General features: G+C 49.0%; 14 protein-coding genes and 1 pseudogene. 12 read left to right on the plus strand and 3 right to left on the minus strand.

Annotation, left to right across the window (positions count from 1 at the left end; genetic code table 11):
• The 9 genes from HOLDEFILI_RS14235 to HOLDEFILI_RS14275 all read left to right on the plus strand — a co-directional run.
• The coding region (locus HOLDEFILI_RS14235) for an ABC transporter permease (protein ID WP_006060499.1) at positions 1–2,356 on the plus strand (2,356 nt) is incomplete at its 5' end.
• A 187-nt stretch (positions 2,357–2,543) separates the two neighbouring features.
• Positions 2,544–3,314 (plus strand): response regulator, encoded by a 771-nt coding sequence (locus HOLDEFILI_RS14240; protein ID WP_006060500.1) that lies wholly within the window; start codon positions 2,544–2,546, stop codon positions 3,312–3,314.
• A gap of 511 nt (positions 3,315–3,825) precedes the next feature.
• A complete protein-coding gene (locus tag HOLDEFILI_RS14245; RefSeq protein WP_006060501.1) occupies positions 3,826–4,257 on the plus strand; it encodes a sigma-70 family RNA polymerase sigma factor in 432 nt (143 codons plus the stop codon).
• Positions 4,258–4,263: 6 nt separating this feature from the next.
• A complete protein-coding gene (locus HOLDEFILI_RS14250) occupies positions 4,264–4,506 on the plus strand; it encodes a helix-turn-helix domain-containing protein (protein WP_004611627.1) in 243 nt (80 codons plus the stop codon).
• 356 nt (positions 4,507–4,862) lie between these two features.
• Entirely contained in the window at positions 4,863–5,069 is a 207-nt protein-coding gene (locus HOLDEFILI_RS20445; RefSeq protein ID WP_006060503.1) for an SHOCT domain-containing protein, read from the plus strand.
• 60 nt (positions 5,070–5,129) lie between these two features.
• Positions 5,130–6,917, plus strand: coding sequence for a recombinase family protein (locus HOLDEFILI_RS14260; RefSeq protein WP_006060504.1), 1,788 nt, complete (start codon positions 5,130–5,132; stop codon positions 6,915–6,917).
• Positions 6,918–7,176: 259 nt separating this feature from the next.
• The gene (gene yaaA / locus HOLDEFILI_RS14265) at positions 7,177–7,971 is read left to right on the plus strand and encodes a peroxide stress protein YaaA (protein WP_006060506.1); all 795 of its coding nucleotides are present in this window, start codon (positions 7,177–7,179) and stop codon (positions 7,969–7,971) included.
• Positions 7,931–8,638 (plus strand): 5'-methylthioadenosine/adenosylhomocysteine nucleosidase, encoded by a 708-nt coding sequence (locus tag HOLDEFILI_RS14270; protein WP_006060507.1) that lies wholly within the window; start codon positions 7,931–7,933, stop codon positions 8,636–8,638. Before yaaA ends, HOLDEFILI_RS14270 begins: the two co-directional genes overlap by 41 nt.
• Positions 8,635–9,210, plus strand: a complete 576-nt coding sequence (locus HOLDEFILI_RS14275; protein ID WP_006060508.1) for a sugar O-acetyltransferase — start codon at positions 8,635–8,637, stop codon at positions 9,208–9,210. The genes HOLDEFILI_RS14270 and HOLDEFILI_RS14275 overlap by 4 nt, the downstream gene beginning before the upstream one ends.
• Positions 9,211–9,318: 108 nt before the next feature.
• Here HOLDEFILI_RS14275 and HOLDEFILI_RS14280 read toward each other — a convergent pair whose 3' ends face one another.
• Both HOLDEFILI_RS14280 and HOLDEFILI_RS14285 read right to left on the minus strand, forming a co-directional pair.
• Positions 9,319–10,317: an isocitrate/isopropylmalate dehydrogenase family protein gene (locus tag HOLDEFILI_RS14280; RefSeq protein ID WP_006060509.1), complete on the minus strand. Its 999-nt coding sequence runs from the start codon at positions 10,315–10,317 to the stop codon at positions 9,319–9,321.
• Positions 10,318–10,419: 102 nt separating this feature from the next.
• Positions 10,420–11,307 carry a DMT family transporter gene (locus HOLDEFILI_RS14285; RefSeq protein WP_006060510.1) on the minus strand — a complete coding sequence of 296 codons (888 nt, stop codon included), beginning with the start codon at positions 11,305–11,307 and terminating at the stop codon, positions 10,420–10,422.
• An 84-nt stretch (positions 11,308–11,391) separates the two neighbouring features.
• Here HOLDEFILI_RS14285 and HOLDEFILI_RS14290 point away from each other — a divergent pair, with 84 nt between their 5' ends.
• From HOLDEFILI_RS14290 to HOLDEFILI_RS14300, 3 genes are all read left to right on the plus strand, one after another.
• Positions 11,392–11,940, plus strand: a complete 549-nt coding sequence (locus HOLDEFILI_RS14290; RefSeq protein WP_006060511.1) for an O-acetyl-ADP-ribose deacetylase — start codon at positions 11,392–11,394, stop codon at positions 11,938–11,940.
• 92 nt (positions 11,941–12,032) lie between these two features.
• Positions 12,033–13,427, plus strand: coding sequence for a glucuronate isomerase (uxaC, locus tag HOLDEFILI_RS14295; RefSeq protein ID WP_039865083.1), 1,395 nt, complete (start codon positions 12,033–12,035; stop codon positions 13,425–13,427).
• Positions 13,428–13,619: 192 nt separating this feature from the next.
• On the plus strand, positions 13,620–14,852 hold the full coding sequence (locus tag HOLDEFILI_RS14300) for a M1 family aminopeptidase (protein WP_006060513.1): 1,233 nt from the start codon (positions 13,620–13,622) through the stop codon (positions 14,850–14,852).
• 151 nt (positions 14,853–15,003) lie between these two features.
• Here HOLDEFILI_RS14300 and HOLDEFILI_RS19910 read toward each other — a convergent pair.
• Positions 15,004–15,281: pseudogene (locus tag HOLDEFILI_RS19910) on the minus strand (hypothetical protein); the annotation flags it as partial.

Consider the following 15,281-nt stretch of genomic DNA (forward strand, 5'->3'; position numbering starts at 1 on the left):
TACCAGCGCCATTACAAAGAAGCTGGCAAAGAAAAGTTTGCAAAGCGAGAAGCGCCGGAATCTGATGGTGGTGATTGCCGTTGCGCTGGCGGCATTTCTGATCTGCTTTACGGGAATTGTGTCTACCTCCCTGACACAAATGCAGCGCAATCAGGTTGTCGATACTTATGAGGCGGTCTGGCTGGGCGTAGAGGAAAACGACATTGAAACCCTGAAAGGACTGCCGGAGTTTGAGCGCGTAGGCGGCTACTATATGCTGGGTGAGGAGCTTTCAGAACAGGGCTATCATGCGTCCTATGTGTATTGCGACGCGCAAATGATGGAGATTGCCAAGGCGCAGATGGAGTTGTTAGAGGGCCGGGTTCCTGAAAAAGCAAATGAAGTTGTTGTAAGCGAATACTTTCTTTCCACCTATGGAAACAATGCCAAGATCGGGGACACTGTGACCTTAGATACAGAGAGTTTTCATGGTGATTATGTCGTTACCGGCATTATGGACAGCTTAAATGAAAAAGAAGCGAATACCTGCGCTATCATTCTTTCCAACGCTGCCCTGACAGAATGGAACGGGTTTGACCCGGCTGGCTATCGCGCCTATGTCCATTTCAAAAACAGCGACCAGTTGGGCGAAGAACTGATGACCTCTTATTGCAGGAAGATTGCAGAGGAATATCAGCTTCCTATGCCCAAAATGAACAGCAAGTATTTTGCCTATACTTCTAAATCCTTTGATTTTGCACTGATGGCTGGCGTGATTGCCATTGTTCTGATCGGCGGCTATATTGTGATCCAGAGTATCTTCCGTATCTCCATCAATGACAAAATCAAGAGCTACGGGCAGCTTCGGACGATTGGTGCGACACCAAAGCAAATCAAGCGGATTGTAAAGCGAGAGGGACGCAAACTCGGCAGTATCGGGATTCTGATTGGCACAGTGCTGGGCGTATGCGACGGTTTCCTCCTGTTTTCCAAGGGTTCTAACGCTGTTTCCTATGTGGCAACGGTTATTTTAACGCTTATAAGCAGTTGGATCATGGTATCTGTTTCCATCCGTAAGCCGGTGAAAATTGCGGCAGGGATTTCCCCCATTGAAGCCGTCCGTTTTGCCCCGGCGCAAAAGGACATCCGCAGCCGGAAAAAGAATATCAAGCTCAATCCTGTTTCAATGGGAATTGCAAATTTTAGGCGTGACCGAAAAAAGACCGTTGCTATTGTAGCCTCATTGAGTTTGGGCGGAATTATCCTGCTTGTGGTATCCTCCATTGTTTTGCTGCGCTCACCAGAGGCGCTTGCAAGACAGTTTTTCCCAGACGGCGACTATAAAATTTATTTGGATTCTGAAATGACAGAAGAAAAGGTTATGGCAGCGGGAAATCCATTGAATGAGGAATTAAAGCAGGAAATCTTATCTATTGATGGCGTTACAGATATAATTCCAAGCAGGCAATCTCTCCATGCAACTTATAAAACAGAGATTCATCAAGCTGGTGGTATGTGCGATATGCTGACCGACCAGAATTATGCGGCAGTTGAAGCGGCTCTGACAGAGGGAACCATGCCAACAGATTCCCGTAGTATTGTAATTGACTATAATGTGCTAAAGCAGAATGAGGATATGGGTGTTGGTTCAACGGTTGAGATTTCTTTGGGAGAAGAACAGCCATCCGTTTCTGTTACCATATCGGGGTTATACGCTCCTGCAAAGGTATATTCAGGACATGGCAGGATGCCCTTAGATGGGGCAACTCTTTTTGCACCAGAAGCGTTGTTCCACGAACTGCACCCGGAAATCACCTCTTTTGACTATTCATGGAGCATTGTAAATGACCCTAAAAAAACGGACTATGTGGGAGCTGAATTGAAAAATATTGTTGCCAGCCATAGTAATATTGCCTTAGATGAAATCAATACAGTGATTGAATATGAAGAAATGACAAATTCTTTTGCGTTTGGCAGTATGGAGATACTTTCATGGTTGGTATTTCTCTTTGGCGTTATCAACCTTATCAATACGACACTCTCTAACCAGATAGCCCGAAAGCAGGAAAACAGTATTCTGCGTTCTATCGGCCTAACACAAAAACAGCTATGTAAAATGAACATCTGTGAGGGGCTGTGCTATGCGCTCTTTGCAACATTGGCGACGCTGATCGTTGGGCTTCCGGCTTCTATCTTTGCTTGCAGAAAAATGAGTATAGGAGCTTTTGCCGGAAATGTAGTGCCTTACAAATTCCCGGTTTTGGAAATGGGTCTGTTCATTCTGGTATTGTTCGGAATGGAACTGATCTTGTCTGTATGGACAATTCGCAGACAGAAAAAACAATCCCTGATCGAACAAATGCGGGCGATGGAATAACCGTATGGGATCGGCGGGGCGGCGTGTGCTGCCCCGCTTTTTCCGCCATTTCTCAAAGAAATTTTTGAAATGTCCGAGCGTTGTAACAATTCAGCCTATTTTTCTGCCGAAATCAAAGGCACCTCGGACATTTGTGTAACATTTGTAGTGTATGCTTGTGGTAAATCAATATTGGGGGTGAGGACACATGAAAAAGATACTGCTGATTGACGACAGCGACACCTATACATGGTGCTTGCAAAAATACTTACAGCACCGGGGCTACCCGGTAAAAACGGCTTCCACGCTGAAAGAAGCGCGGGCCGCCATCCAAGAGGAAATGCCACTACTGATCTGCTGTGATCTCGACCTGCCGGACGGCTCCGGCATGGACTTTTTGGACGAGGTGCGGGCCGCAGACAAGGAACTGCCTTTTATTCTGGCGTCCTGCCATGACAAGGACGACTATGAACAAGAGGCTATGCGCCGGGGCGCGACGCTGTGCATGGACAAAATGAAAGGGTTGCTGCTGCAAGATAAGCTGGTGGAATACGCCTACCGGCAGTTATCCGGCGAACAGGCTCCAACTTTTCACAAGCTGCTCTTTGTCCATGCGGAAGATACCAGCGCCGAAGTGCTGCGGGCTGCCATGCTGCAAAAGGGCTTTGACCTGATTCTGGTTTCCTCGATTGCAGAGGCTAAACGCCGGATTTTTGAGGATAAGGAAATAGAACTGATCTTGTGCGGTCTGGAACTGCCGGACGGCACAGCAATGGAGCTGTTTCATACGCTACGGCGGGTGGCTGGGATGTTCCAAATGAAGAATCCCCCTGTCCGGCTTCTGCCGTTCTTTATCCTCACCGAGAACAACGACCTTGCCACGGAATATGAATACCGGCATGAGGGCGTGAACGACTATATCACCGCCCCGGTCAATATCCCGGAGCTGATCCGGCGGATTCTGTTCTTTGTGGAATGAAATGAGCTACCATATTCAAAACATCTGCCTCCCCAGCGGGGAAAAGAAAAAAACCGCTGGCAGGCAGATCATTTCCCATGCAAACCTACATAGCTGATACGGCGGTTTTGAGTAAATCAAGGCCGCCGTTTCTGTTTGCTTCGACGACCCCTGCACCGTGTTCTGGCATGGCGGCTTTAGGAGGGAGCCGCCATGCAATGTAAACCATATCGACAGAATCCGACAGGGATAAGCCTGTCAAAAAAAGTCTGTCCCCGCCATCGGGGACAAGCGGCTATGAGTATGTACTATACCATGTAAGAAAAGATCATATTGCTTTTTGTTTCGCCCTGTGGGTCTTTGACCTGCCGGGCGAATTTTGTTATTTCCTGCGGCCTGCTATCCGGCGCAAAAAGAAATTTCAAAAAAATGAAAAAAGGAGGCGTTTAGCGGGCAGCCGGAGAGATTCCATTCGCTCTATTGGCGGAAAGGGAGAGAACCACCACATCCCCCACAGAAAGGGGGTGAGAAGATGGAAGCGATCCCCCGCAAATACGGTGAATGGGGCCAGTTTGACCGCTATTGCAAGCTGGTTCTGTACCATGAGGCGATAGATTATCTGCGGGAAATGAAGTGCCGCCGCGACCGTGAAGTGTCGCTGGACGCTGTTTCCCCGGATGATTGGGACAAGCTCTCGACCGTAGATCGGTATTCCTGCGACAGCTTTACATTCAGTTCGCATGGCTATGACCTACATATCGACAACGAGCTTGTGGCCGAAGCGTTTGCCAGCCTGCCAAAAGACGAGCAGAGTATTTTGATTCTCCGCTTTGTTCTGGATTTGACTGACGAAGAAATCGGCCGCCTGATGGGAATGTCCCGCAGCGCAGTACAGCGCCACAGGACAAGCACCCTGAAAGACCTGCGTATAAAATTGATGGCGTTCATGCCGGAGGGAGGTTAAACGCGGATGAAACAATCCAGTTACAAGGGCAAAAGCCCTCTGCCTGATTTTGTGATCGACGCGGCCTGCGCCGGTAACGCCGAAGCCGTGGAGCGTGTCTTGCAGCATTACGACGGCTATATCAATAAGCTGTGTACCCGGACGCTCTATGACGGCAGCGGCCAGCCTCATATCTGCATTGACGAGTATATGAAGCGCCGATTGCAAATCAAGCTGATCCATTCCATCGTTAGTCCCATTGGCGACTGACGGTTAAGGCCCCGACCATAGACAGGCGGCTTTCCCTTTCCCCGCCTGCCTGTTTTCCCGGCGGCCCCTTTGCTCCTTGACAAATACGCCCGCAGGACAATGGCGGCGCGTCATAGGGCAGACGGATACATTCTGTCTGTGCCGAGCCGGGCGGCAGGTGCGCCAAGAGGCTTTCCCTCATTGGGATAAGCGGAGCGATTTTACCGGGCCGTAAAGCAGGTGTGGCAGCCTGCGGGCGACGACGCGCAGACAGGACAATGATACTCCCTTGCCGTCGTAGTCCGAGCGTTTGAAGCGTCGCAGGCAACGAGCAGGGCCGCGTGAGAACCACGCGGGGGTGAGATTCCCGTGGAGCTGTGCCAGCAGCCGTCCGTTTTGCCCCTTTTCTTTGTTATGGAAAGGGGGAATTTTCTTTGAAAAAAGACAACTTGATTCGATATAGTATGCAACTTGCTTTTCTCAAGCAGCTTTTGGAAAAGAAGCTGATTTCTGATAGAGAATATTCCCTAATCAAAAATCGTCTTATGAAAGACTATAAAATCGTTTCTGATCTATTATCTTGAATTGTGGCTTTTCTTGTGTTATAATAACACTATGATAGGAACACAAAAAGGAGGGCCGCCATGAAAGATGTAGAAATTATTAAGGCGCGAAATGTGCTTTCGTCCAGAACGAGAGCTAATTTAGCAAAGCGTCTGCGAGTTGCTGCTTATTGTCGAGTAAGTACCGATAGTGAAGATCAGCTCAACAGTTACAAATCACAGGTTCAGCATTATACGGATTTGATTAAAAGCAAACCTGAATGGGACTTAGCTGGTATCTACGCCGATGAAGCGATTACAGGTACACAGGTGACGAAGCGGGAAGATTTTCAGCGTTTGATTAACGACTGCATGAATGGTGATGTCGATATGATAATCACAAAATCCATTTCCCGTTTTGCAAGAAATACACTGGACACATTGAAGTATGTTCGTATGCTGAAAGAAAAAGGGATTGCCGTTTTCTTTGAGGAAGAAAATATAAATACTTTAACGATGGACGGTGAATTGCTTCTTGTTATTTTAAGCTCTGTTGCACAGCAGGAAGTTGAGAATATTTCTGCAAATGTTAAAAAGGGCTTAAAAATGAAAATGCAGCGTGGTGAGTTGGTTGGGTTCCAAGGATGTTTAGGATATGACTATCATCCAGAGGATAAGAGCATTACAATCAACGAAGAAGAAGCCGAAATCGTGAGATATATCTTCCGGCGCTATATCGAGGGAGCCGGAGGTTCTGTAATTTCGCAAGAGCTTGAACACTTAGGGTATAAGACAAAACGCGGCAGCACCCGATGGGCCGAAACAACGGTAATTGGCATAATTAAGAACGAAAAATACAAAGGCGATATTTTGATGGGGAAAACATTTACGCTTGACCCTATCTCTAAACGCCGTTTGGATAATTTCGGTGAAGAAGATCAGTTCTATATCCGAGATCACCATGAGGCCATCATTTCAGAAGAAATGTTTGAAAAGGCACAGGAGATTTTGAAGCGCCGCGCAAAGCCGCGTCGTTTAGGTACGGATGGAAAGCGTGAAAAATTCAGCCGGAAATATGCCTTTAGCTGTATGCTGGAATGTGGCTTCTGCGGAAGCACACTTACAAGGCGGAGCTGGCATAGCGGTTCACAGTACAATAAGGTTATCTGGCAATGCGTGACCGCCACCAAAAAAGGTAAGAAGTTTTGTCCCGACAGTAAAGGAATTGCCGAGGAAACCATTGAACAGGCATTTATCGAATCCTACCGGCTTCTGTGCCAAAATAACAAAGATGTGTTAGACGAATTTATTGCCCGGACAGAAGAAACACTTTCGGACGGTAATGCAGGCAAACAGTTAGCCAAAGTAGAAAAAGACATTGCTGCATTGGATGCGAAACGGGCCAAGCTGGTTGATATGCGGCTGGAAGAAATCATTGACAAAGATACTTACGAACAGAAATATTTTGATTTAAGCAGCCAGATTGAACAGCTTCAAAAACAACGGGAGGATTTGCAAGAATCCGCCGAAACGGAAAGCACTATGAAAAAGCGAATTGCAGAGTTTCGCAAGACGCTGGAAGAAAACGAAGTGCTGGACACCTTTGATCGCTATGTCTTTGAAAGTATAGTTGAAAAAGTTATTGTTGGAGGGTATGATGAAGATGGCAACAAAGACCCGTCCATGCTGACATTTATCTATAAGACTGGATTCAAAAATAGTTTGGACGGAACAAACTTTAAGCCACCGAGAAAGAATAGTAAGACGGCAAAACAGAACGCCGGTTTGTGTTCCCATACAACCGACGAGGCAAAGTCAATGTATTCCTATCATAGTAACAACACACGTGGAGACAATTTGTTTGTTGGTCAAAACCCGGCCGAGCAGTAAAACTTCGGCGCCGTTAAGCCAGCGGCGGCCGTCGGCGGAGATTCCGCCGGTTTGTGCAGAGTGCAAATAATTAAACTTTCAGAATTAAGGCTAAGAAAAGTAGAAGAATACTTTTGAATTTCTGGCCCTATTTTTACCTGTTTTCTATCTCTGAAATATATCATCGAAACAGAGAATCTAGGAAAAAAACTAAAAATAGAGAAGCGATATCCCAAAAAGTTGCGCTGAAAGTGTGAAGAAAGAAAAAGGAGGCTAAACGATGTTGTGTATCATCGCGCCGGCAAAGCGCATTAAAACCGACGAAGTTTTTATGTCGCCCAGACATCAGCCTTTCTTTCTTGAAGATAGTTGGAAATTGCTGCCAACCCTCAAAGCGCTCAATCAGGAACAACTGCGCAGACTGTTAAAATGCAGTCCACAGATTGCCGAAGAAGCAAGAAAGCAGTATCAAATCCTGGATCTGAATGAGGAAGGGACACCTGCGATTCTGAGCTATGACGGTATTCAGTACCAGACGATGGCGCCGCACGTATTTACGGATGAGCAGCTGGACTATGTGGAACGCCACGTCCGGATTCTCTCCGGATTTTATGGCCTGCTGCGGCCGCTGGATGGTATTCATCCGCATCGCCTGGAAATGGATTCTCCATTAAAAACACCCGAGTTTCACAGTCTTTATGAATTTTGGGGCGATCGTTTATATCAGCACCTGGCCCAGTCAGATTCTGTTTTAATCGACTTAGCCAGCGCTCAGCATGCCCGCAGCGTCAGCCGCTATGCGGTTTCGCCTGTCCGGTATATTAAATGCTGGTTCTATGAAGAAACCGAGATGGGACTGCGGGAGAAGGGTGTTTATGTAAAGATCGCACGGGGTGAAATGATCCGCTATTTAGCGGAAATCCGAGCGGAAAATCCAGAACAGCTGAAAACATTCAATCGGCGTGGTTATCGTTATCAAGCCAAACTTTCGAATGATCATAATTTTGTGTTTACCCGTGACAAAGGAGAAACCTATGAAACAAAAAATCGGAAGTATCGCGGCGGCCGACGATGAAATTCAACCGTTGATCGCGCAGATGCAGATCGAGAAAACAGAAGAAGCCGCAATGCTGAAACTCATCGAGGGGACATGGCAGGGACAATCCATCACCGCAGTACGCTGCGGCGTCGGCAAAGTGAATGCAGCTTTAGCAACACAGCTGCTGATCGATAAGCAGGTATCCGCTGTGATCATGATCGGAACGGCGGGGGCGTTGGATCCGAACTTAAGGATCGGGGACGTGATCATTATCGAGCGATGCACCTATCACGATGTTGATCATTCGGGTGTTTTGATTCATTATCACCCCTATATGAAAGACCTGTGGTTTCTCAGCGATCCGGACTTGGTTCATCTGGCAGAACGCGCTGCCGGTCAAGGAAACGGAGAAGGAAAAATCCGGACAGGCCGGGGCGTCAGCGGCGATCAGTTCATTGATCAGGCGGGACGCTCATCAATAATTGAAAAATTCAATCCGGATTGCGTCGATATGGAGAGCGCCGCGGTAGCTCATGTTTGTTATGTCAACCAGATTCCGTTTTTAGCATTGCGCGCGATTTCCGACACGCCCCATCAAAGCGGTTCAAAAGCATATCATCAGAATTCTTCCTGGGCCGCGCTTCAGGCGCTGACTCTGCTGGAAAGAATGATGGGCGAGCTGGGAGAAAATAGACCGGAATGAATGAAAAAGAAAAAATGATTGCCGGCATGAATTATGATCCGCTGGATCCGCAGCTGATCCTGCTTCGTGACCGGGCTTCCCGGCTCTGTCATCGCTATAACAAGAAAACCTTTCATGAAGTGAATCTGCGCAGCCGCCTGTTGCGGAAGCTGCTTCGGACTGAGGGCAACTTCTGGGTAAAGCCGCCGTTCTATTGCGATTACGGCTTTAATATTACATTGGGAAACGATGTGATGCTGAACTATGGCTGCGTGCTGCTGGACGTCTGTCCGATCACAATCGGCGATAAAACGCTGATCGGTCCGAACGTTCAGCTGCTGACGGCCTGTCACTCGCTGGATCCCAAGCTGCGCGAACAAGATGTGGAATTCGGAAAACCGATCACAATTGGCCGAAATGTCTGGATTGGCGGCGGAGCGATCGTCTGTCCGGGGGTGACCATCAGGGATAATACGGTGATCGGAGCCGGCAGCGTCGTCACGAAGTCCATGCCGGCGAATGTCATCGCCTATGGAAATCCGTGCCGGGTGCATCGGCGGATCGATTTTGATCAGAAAGCGGATGAGTTTTAACCCGATAAAAAAGAGAAATTCCAGTTTGGCGTTGGAAGCCGAAAGCGGAATTTCTCTTTTTAATTGACTGTAATGAAAGCAAGCTGAGATCAGAATTTCTCGGACAGCTTAAAGCCGAGCGATCAAAGCGTCGGTAAACGCGGTGGTCGTCGCGGTTCCGCCTAAATCACGCGTGCGGATCGAAGTGTCGCACAAAACGGAAACCAGCGCCTTGTGAATCCGCTGAGCGGCGTCTTCATAGCCTAAATGGTCCAGCATCATGCAGGCGGATTGAAGCAGGGCGGTTGGATTCGCCAGGTTCTTTCCCGCGATATCCGGGGCGGAGCCATGCACCGCTTCAAAGATCGCGATTTCCTCATTCCGGTTCACGCCGGGAAGCAGTCCCAGTCCGCCGATCAATCCGCTGGACAGATCAGAAAGGATATCACCGTATAAATTCGGCATGACCATGACGTCAAATTGCTCTGGGTGCATGACCATCTGCATACACGCGTTGTCGACAATCAGATCAGTGGCTTCGATCTGCGGATACTGCGCGGCGATCTCCCGGAAGACTCGCAGAAACAGGCCGTCGCTTTGTTTTAAGATGTTCGCTTTATGCACGCATGTAACTTTCTTCCGCTGATGAGCTGCCGCGTATTCAAACGCCGCCTGGATGATTCGCTGCGAAGCGGGACGGGTGATCCGCTTGATCGCTTCTACCGTATCCTCGTCGATCTTCCGTTCCTCTCCGATATACAGATCTTCGGTATTTTCCCGGAAGATAATCAGATCGACATTTTCGTACCGGGTTTTCACGCCTTCCAGCGAACGGGCTGGCCGGATGTTCGCGTACAGGTCAAACGCCAGACGCAGCTGGACGTTGACGCTGCGGAAGCCCTGACCAACCGGCGTCGTGCATGGCGCTTTAAGTGCAATGTGATTTTTGCGGATCGACTGCAGCGTGGCTTCCGGAATCAGACTGCCGGTTTGTTCCAGCGCGGTCTGTCCGAGCGTTTGGCGGTCAAAGGTCAGGGGGAGCTGGAGCGCTTGTAAGACGCGGACAACCTGGGCGGAGATTTCCGGGCCGATCCCGTCGCCTTCGATCAAAGTAATTGTTTGGGTCATGGCCGATGCCTTCTTTCTATTTGCTTTTAAGTGTACCGCAGGAAAGAAAAAATGAAAAGAGCAAATTGAAAAAACAAAACATTATCTATGAAAAAGCTTTCTTTATGAAGAAGTCTTCCCAGGCAGTCCCGCTTCTTTCTCCAACCGGCTTAAGCGCCAGGAGGTTCCCAGAATCAAGACCGCACCAACAAGCTGAAGGACGTTAAGCTGTTCGTGAAGGAAGATAACAGAAAAGAAAATCGCACTGACGGGATCCAGATAACTGGAAAATGCGGCCGTGGTGCTGTCTAAACGCGGCAGCGCGCTGAAGTACAAGGCGTAAGCCAATCCGGTGTGCACGATGCCCAGCAATAGAAGAAGTCCCCATTGCGAAAGCGATATTTCAAGTCCGTTCCACAACGCCGGCTGAACTAAAAGATAACCGAATAAAACCGCGGCCGCGATCAAAAGCTGAAGGCAGGAGCTGTCCAGACCGTCGACCTCTTTGAAATAGGGGTTGATCAAAATGATCCCCGCATACATGAGTGCGGCGATGAGGCCAAGCCCGATGCCAAGTCCAGGATGGATTCCCAGAGCGGAACCGGGATTGATCAACAGGCAAAGACCCGTCAGCCCCAGAATTAAAAGCAGCGCGGCTTTTCCGGAAAAACGACGGGAACGAAACAGCACAAACAAAGCGACGAGAATCGGCGCCAGATAATAACATAAAGTGGCGATCGAGACCGTCGTCAGCCGGTAAGCTTCAAACAGGAAGACCCAGTTGGAGCCTAATAAAATGCCAGACATCAACAAGGCGATCCGGGATTTGCGGCTTTGCGGAAGGCGCGGCGGTTTGCGGCGAAGGCATTGATACAGGAATAAAAAACAACCGCCGATCGCGGCACGGAAAAAAGCGATAAGCGCTGAGGACAGAGTGAGCTGGCGGACAAACAATCCCAGACTGCCGAAAATCAACATCGCGCTGATCAGCTGGATCTGACTTCGTTTCATACCGGATTCACCTTGCTTTCCACTTCTTCTTAGTTATAGAATAGAAAAGAAGCAGATCGCTGTCAATGAAAAGAGGGCAAGAATATGATTACTTTTATTCATGGGGATATCACTTCAGTGCCGGCCGAGATCATCGTCAATGCTGCGAACCGCTCATTGTTGGGCGGCGGAGGCGTCGACGGGGTAATCCACCGGAAAGCGGGTCCGCAGCTGTTGGCGGAATGCCGGACTCTGCATGGCTGTGAAACCGGTCAGGCGAAAGTGACAAAAGCTTATGATCTGTCATGCCGCTGGATCATCCATACTGTCGGTCCAGTGTGGAGCGGAGGACGACATCAGGAAGTGGATTTGTTGGCAAGCTGTTACCAGCAGTCGCTGCGTCTGGCCCGCCAGCTGCAAAAGGAACATAGACTGTCCTCGCTGACGATTGTGTTTCCGTGCATCAGCACAGGCATCTATCATTTCCCTAAAGCGCTGGCCTGTTCGATCGCTGTGGACACGGTGCGGGATACGTTAAGCGAGCTGCAGGCTGAAAAGGAGATCGATGTCATTTTCTGCTGCTATGAAAGCGAAGACGCGCAGCTGTATAAAAGACAACTGGATAATAAAGGCGATCAGACGGCAGACTCATAAAAAAAGAGACTTAAAAATGGGAAACTAAGAATTTCAGAATCCGCGGATTCGCAAAACGCGGTATACTGATGAAAAGAGGGAAGGGCGAGAAGATGAAAAAATTTATGGACGAAGATTTTCTGCTTCAAAATGATACGGCGAAACGATTATATCATCAGGCGGCGGAGACGATGCCGATCCTGGACTATCACAATCATCTGGAACCGCAGGTTATTTACGAAGACCGCTGTTATCCGGATATTGCGGAAGTCTGGCTGGGCCGCGACCATTATAAATGGCGGGCGATGCGGGCCGACGGTATCGGCGAGAATAAGATCACTGGCAAGGCCAGCGGTCGGGAAAAATTTGACGCCTGGTGCGCGGTGATGCCGGATTTGATCGGCAACCCGTTGTATCATTGGACACATCTGGAATTAAAACGGTATTTCGGCATGGATACGATCATCTGTCCGGAGAATGCAGATCAGATTTGGGAACAAACCAACGCGATGCTGAACACGCCGGAATATTCGGTGCGGAACCTGCTTCGGAAAATGAAGGTTAAGACGCTGTGTACAACGGATGATCCGCTGGATGATCTGCGCTGGCATAAATTGTTGAAGACTGACTTTGAAATCCGGGTGCTGCCGGCCTTCCGTCCGGATCCTGTTTTAAACATTGAGAAAGAGGGTTATCTGGAGTATCTTGAAAAGTTAGCTGAGCTGACCGGCGAAGACTGCGGCAGCTGGGAAGGGCTGAAGGCTGCGTTGAAAAAACGTATGGATCATTTTGCCGAACAGGGTTGTAAATTGAGCGATCATGCGTTAAACGGAGATTTTTATGCGCCGGCGGATGAGGCTCAGATTCAAAAACTGCTGGACCAGAAGAAAGCCGGCCAGCCCCTTACTATTTCGCAGCTGCGTCAATACCGCGGCGCAGTGCTTGTCTTCTTAGCCAGTGAGTATGTGAAGCGGGGGTGGGCGATGCAGCTGCATATCGGCGCACTGCGCAATAACAATTCACGAATGTTTGCCAAGCTGGGGGCGGATACCGGATATGACAGCACAGATGATCCGATGATCGCGGGTCAGCTGAATTCGCTGTTGGACGCGATGGAACAAAACGCAGGCGTACCGAAGCTGATTCTGTACAGTCTGAACTCCAAGGATTATGAAGTGCTGGCCACCGCCGCCGGGAATTTTCAGGATGGAAGCCTTCCTGGCAAGATCCAGCTCGGTTCGGCTTGGTGGTTCTGCGACCAGAAGCGCGGTATGGAAAAGCAGCTGGATACGCTGGCGGAGGTCGGCTTGTTATCCCGGTTTGTCGGGATGTTGACAGATTCGCGCAGCTTCCTGTCCTTTCCCCGGCATGAATATTTCCGACGGATTCTCTGCAATAAATTAGGAACCTGGGTTGAAAATGGGGAAGCGCCGCAGGATTGGACGCAGCTGGAGAAAATGGTCAGAGATATTTGTTATGACAACGCCGTTCGGTATTTTGAGTTTTAAATTTAGAATATAGGATAAAGAATAAGCGGTTTTAACTTTAAAGTCGGGAGCTGGGGTTTCCGGCTTTTTTTATCAGGAAAAGCGCGATCCTGTAAATCAACGTTGATTTTATTATTTCATAATAACTATATTGCAAAACTATATAGTATATGTTAAATTATAGATAACCGATAAACAAGGAGGGACTCAGCGATGAAAATCATTCACCTGCATCTATTTGAACAAACCTCGGATCTGTTCTTTCGCTGTCAGCTGTATTTGGAAAAGGGTGAAAGCTTCTGGCTTTCCGATCAGCTGACCCTTCGCCGCATTGTGAGCCAGGATCAAGAAATTGCCTTCGAAACGGGCCCCTCGGAACCGATGCTATTCCGCTCGGCTGCCCGCAAGATTACGCCGCAGATCGTTCAGGCAGGGGAAATTGTGATCGAATATCAAGGACAGCCAGTTGGATGGGGGAATGTCAACCGTTCCGATCTGCTGGCCCTCAACACTTATTCCGTTTACTATCCACAGCCGAAGACCTTGTCCCTCATTCCGTTTCCACTGACATATCAAGGCCGGCCGGGACAGGTCATGCTGGAAGGACACTGGGATGAAGCTCAGAAGGCCTGGTTTTCTTCAGGACTGGCCGGGGATCCCGGCAATGTCGTGATCTATAAGCCGGCAAGCAAACTGACGCAGGAAAATGCCGCAGCGCAGTTTGTCTATTTTAATCCGGACGAAACAGAAATCATTTCCCGCATGGTCGAGGAAGTTGAACAAATTCTGATGGAATATCAGACAGCCTATGGCGCGCGGAAGCTGCCGCAGCGTAAAATGATATCTTTGGATATTCCCGACTATCGGAATGCCGGCGCTTTCCAGCGCGGGGAGTGGACGTTTTACACGCGGATTCTGCCGGAAGATTGTTCTCAAATCCAGAAACATGCCGATCAGATGATTGGCTTGATGGCGCATGAACTGGGCCATCTCTGGTTTACCGGCGCCGACGTTTCTTCCTGGGAGGACTGGCTGAATGAAACCGGGGCAGAATGGGCTTGCCTGCGTTACTTGATGAAACACGGTCCGACCTGGCTGCTTAAGCAAAAATTGAACATGCTCGTTTCCACATATGCACCGCTGCAGCCAATCCGCACGCCGGAAGGGAAGAACGATGCAAAAAGCATCCATCAAAAAGGAACGGCTTTGTTTTTAAAACTGGCGTTTGATCATGGAATGACGGTCGTTGATCAAATCCTTTCCTTGTTAGCGAACCTGACGGTTAAGTCCACGGCAGCTCTGCTGGAAGCAATCCGCCGGGAACTTTCCCTGGAGCTGGCCGCGGAGATCGAGAAATTTTTGGATCAGGCTGATTTTGGACTGCATGGGGAGGATCCAATCTTAAAAGAATGGATTGAAGCCGTAAGTCAGGCACCCGCGGAATAGAATGGAAATTAAGTAAGAAAGAAAAGCAGAATTTCAGAACACAAAAAGAGGAGCGCATACTCCTCTTTGTTGTCTATGTCAGAACCTGAGGCAGAAGATAATTTTGTCCATGCTTTCCTCAAGAGCTTTAGAACTTCCTGGTTGGAGAAAGTTAGATTGATTTCCCCGCGACATAACCGGTCCGCACGGCTTCTAGGACACTGCCGATCCCCTGGGCGTCGCCGATCGTGATGACCTCAGGGCACAGATCCTGAATCTCGTTTGCTAATGCGTTGTTCGGCCGGTCGCCGACTGCGATGATGACATTGTCTGCCGGAATTGTCTGTTGTCCTTCGGCCGATTCGACGACGACGGCCTGATCCTGAATTTCCACGCAGCGGGTATTCAATAGTTCGCGGCAGTTCAGCTCGCGCAGATGTGCTTTGAGGA

This window comes from Holdemania filiformis DSM 12042, assembly GCF_000157995.1.
GTDB classification, from domain to species: domain Bacteria; phylum Bacillota_I; class Bacilli_A; order Erysipelotrichales; family Erysipelotrichaceae; genus Holdemania; species Holdemania filiformis.

Bases quoted from the DNA above. Each gene is read 5' to 3' on its own strand.
- yaaA (WP_006060506.1), top strand. From the start codon at position 7,177: ATGTTGTGTATCATCGCGCCGGCAAAGCGCATTAAAACCGACGAAGTT.
- HOLDEFILI_RS14300 (WP_006060513.1), top strand. From the start codon at position 13,620: ATGAAAATCATTCACCTGCATCTATTTGAACAAACCTCGGATCTGTTC.
- HOLDEFILI_RS14240 (WP_006060500.1), top strand. From the start codon at position 2,544: ATGAAAAAGATACTGCTGATTGACGACAGCGACACCTATACATGGTGC.
- HOLDEFILI_RS14275 (WP_006060508.1), top strand. From the start codon at position 8,635: ATGAATGAAAAAGAAAAAATGATTGCCGGCATGAATTATGATCCGCTG.
- HOLDEFILI_RS14250 (WP_004611627.1), top strand. From the start codon at position 4,264: ATGAAACAATCCAGTTACAAGGGCAAAAGCCCTCTGCCTGATTTTGTG.
- HOLDEFILI_RS14260 (WP_006060504.1), top strand. From the start codon at position 5,130: ATGAAAGATGTAGAAATTATTAAGGCGCGAAATGTGCTTTCGTCCAGA.
- HOLDEFILI_RS14270 (WP_006060507.1), top strand. From the start codon at position 7,931: ATGAAACAAAAAATCGGAAGTATCGCGGCGGCCGACGATGAAATTCAA.
- uxaC (WP_039865083.1), top strand. From the start codon at position 12,033: ATGAAAAAATTTATGGACGAAGATTTTCTGCTTCAAAATGATACGGCG.
- HOLDEFILI_RS14285 (WP_006060510.1), bottom strand. From the start codon at position 11,307: ATGAAACGAAGTCAGATCCAGCTGATCAGCGCGATGTTGATTTTCGGC.
- HOLDEFILI_RS14280 (WP_006060509.1), bottom strand. From the start codon at position 10,317: ATGACCCAAACAATTACTTTGATCGAAGGCGACGGGATCGGCCCGGAA.
- HOLDEFILI_RS14245 (WP_006060501.1), top strand. From the start codon at position 3,826: ATGGAAGCGATCCCCCGCAAATACGGTGAATGGGGCCAGTTTGACCGC.
- HOLDEFILI_RS14290 (WP_006060511.1), top strand. From the start codon at position 11,392: ATGATTACTTTTATTCATGGGGATATCACTTCAGTGCCGGCCGAGATC.